Here is a 2,864-nt window from a genome sequence, read left to right as displayed (position 1 = left end):
ACGGGGTGTACGCAAGGCATGGCGATCGACCGCCTCTGGAAGGTTCGTCTAACAGCGATTTTGTCCAGTTACTAGTTCAGGAGCGCGGCAGCTGGGTCCTTAGTGGCGTCGTCTTGATACTGCTGCCGTTCCTTCTCGCCGAGTGCCCGGATCGCCTCCCGAAAGCCATCAAAGTCGGCCACGGTAAGCACTGCCACGTCCTCGAGTCTGTGCTCGCTTCGGATAGCGCCTATTTGCCGCGTCGCCTCGTCGACCCAATCGCTTTGGGCGAAGGAATCGGTCAGTTCGCGCAGTAGACGTTTGGCTTCGCGTCGGGTGATTCCCTTGGTGTGGGACTTAAGAAAATTTTTAACCGTCCGCTTGACTTTGTCATCGCTCCGATTGCGGTCTTCTTCGTTCGATGCTGAATCCAGAACTTCGGAGAGATGTGACAGAAGGCTGGCGAATCTCTGTCGGAGCGCATCTGCGCCAGGTGCCTGCGGGGCGATTTCTAAGAGCAGTAAAAGTTCGCGCGCCAGGCCGACCTTCTCCATGTGTTCGCCGGGGAATGCCTCGCGGTAAAGAGCGTCCAGTGCGTCCCAAACGCGACCGCGTTGATTTACCGCGGACCGGAGTTGCGAGAGCTCAAAGACCGCGGGATCGATGTCAGCCACGGGCACGAAGCGTGTCAGATGGGACAATGCCGCGCGATGTGCAAGTTCGACAGGGATGAGGTCTTCGATCTCTTCAACCTGAACACCGGGGTCGAAAGCAAGTCCAGAAGCCACCGCCCATTTGTCTAATCTGACGATGTACTGGTCTTTAAGGACTCTCTTCTTGCGAGCCTCTCCGCGCTTGAGCACCTTTTCTGCATCCTTGCCAGACTGATCTCCATCGAGCAGGGCTACACAAGGCGGCTTCACGGTGTCTCGGCCGCGAGCCAGATAAACCATGTACGGGATGCCGTCAGCTCCTCCAGCGGCGACAATGGTGACCTCGTTCAGGTCCAGCACGTCCGCGCGGCCCCCGTGGTGTCGAGCGAGGTGCATGCACATCCCTGCGATAAGTACTTGGTCAGCAGGTCCTTCAACAAAGAGATTGCGACCACCAATGAATGCCGTCTCAGAGACATAAGTTCCCAGAGATGATCGGAGTGGCTCGTATCGGTTATTTGCTGCATCGTTGACCACCCGAGTGCCTTCGTCTTCGGTTCCTTTGTCCAAGACACGAATGCGCTCTGGTGCGTTCTTGTCGATGAGGAATGGCGAGTGAGTGACGTACACAACCTGGCTTCCGACGCCCCCATCCTCGGGGAGTGCGTAGTCGCGGAGTACCCGGAGGAGATCTTGCTGCCCGATACTTGAGAGAAAGGCGTCAGGCTCGTCCAGAAGGAGCACGTCCGGTCGCGTTTGGGTGAGCTTGTGGGCTGTGATCTGAACGAAGTAGCTGAGGAAGTAGCGGAGGCCCTGACTGCGTTCGCCGAACGAATAGGTGGCTCCGGTCCGGTCGCGAATAGTGAAGGCCAGTTCATGCTCGCGAGCCTCAAGTATCAGGTCGAACTCGCGATCTTGGCTCCACCAGCGCTGAACGTTCAGATTTTCTCGGATAGCCGCGTTCATTGCGCCGACGACCGCTTCCACCTGACCCTCACGCCCAGATGCGAGAGCTTCATTCAGCTCCACGAATGCCCGCGGATCGATTCTCGCGGCGTCGACTAGAAGCATGCGCGCCAATTCGAACTCGTCCCGCCGTCGACGCTCTAATTCTTCAGATGCAGTGTCCGCTGGAGGCGCAAGTGACGGCGCGAGGATCTTCCCGAGTGCCTCTTCGGTTGGCTCTTCGAGGCCGAAAATGCGGTCGAAGAAAGTCGTTCGTTGGCGTCGGTCATGAAGGCGAGTGCGTGTCCTGCCCATCAGTTCAGCAATCGACACGCTGTCTGGAACGGCCACGCCCGTCTTCATTTTGAAGATACTGGGTAACGCAGCTTCCAACTTGGCCAATTGCCCGGGAGGAAGCTTGATGAGTTCGTCATTGACTACCAGGAAGGGGTCTGCGGAACCCGGTCGGTAGAGCCCGAACTCGCGCGCGTCTCGGAGTGTGGCAACCCCAGCGATCTGTTCACCGTCGTCTAATCGAAAAACAGCGCCGAATTCGGGGAGTCGGATCTCGCCCTCCTGGACCGAGTACTCGTCGCTGTACCGGCAGAAGTCCTCACGTCGAATAGGCTCCCCAGTCAATGCTGCCTCGATTGCCAGAAGTAATTGGCTCTTGCCAGATTCGTTCGCGCCGACAACTGCGGTGATGCCTAGCTCGAGAGGAACTCGAACGAATGGATTCCAGGGTTCTTGCTCTTCCCATGGTTCCGGTGCGCTTTCGTCGCGGACCTTTCGCTCGAAGTCGTAGTTGAAGGAGCGAAAGAATCGAACGTCTGTGCGTACCAGCTTCATTGCGATTACTCCGTAGGTCGGCCGAGAATCCCCGGGTTGTCCAGGTGAGGCTGAGCTGCGCATGCGGCACAATCCGACCTGCGCCGATCTTAATGAAAGGCACCGACATGTAGTTTTGCGGCTCGCCGCGGAATGCCCCGAGTCGGCCGGCGCTGACCTCTTGCGGGTCGCTATGGGCGGGTTAGGCCTGGTGCTGCTTCGCGTTGACGACAACGGAGAAGCCGAACGTAGACGCTGGTTTTAGAGGTGACCGTGTGCTCTGCGTCGCCAGCTGCTGGGTACGTTGGGTGTCCGCGCGCGGTTCGTTCGTACGGCGTGTACAGCTGGTCAGTGCTGACGTGACTCACGGGCGTTGGCTTGCTACATCAGAGCTGGAGAAGTATCGGTGTAGTTGCTTGGATTACCTTCTTTGGTCAGTGCCTCAGGTTCGCGTCGGTC

The 2,864-nt window shown here is 58.2% G+C and carries 1 protein-coding gene; it reads right to left on the bottom strand.

Annotation, left to right across the window (positions count from 1 at the left end; translation table 11 throughout):
• Positions 1 to 71 precede the first annotated feature (71 nt).
• On the bottom strand, positions 72 to 1,940 hold the full coding sequence (locus H2510_RS20500) for an ATP-dependent endonuclease (RefSeq protein ID WP_186630118.1): 1,869 nt from the start codon (positions 1,938 to 1,940) through the stop codon (positions 72 to 74).
• Between the last annotated feature and the right edge of the window lie 924 nt (positions 1,941 to 2,864).

The sequence above is a fragment of the Rhodococcus sp. BP22 genome, from assembly GCF_014281965.1.
Classification (GTDB): domain Bacteria; phylum Actinomycetota; class Actinomycetes; order Mycobacteriales; family Mycobacteriaceae; genus Rhodococcoides.
The sequence above is the reverse complement of the archived record's forward strand: the minus strand, read 5'-3'. Positions and strand labels throughout refer to the sequence as shown.

Coding starts and splice junctions, on each gene's coding strand:
- H2510_RS20500 (WP_186630118.1), bottom strand. CDS start 1,940: ATGAAGACGGGCGTGGCCGTTCCAGACAGCGTGTCGATTGCTGAACTG.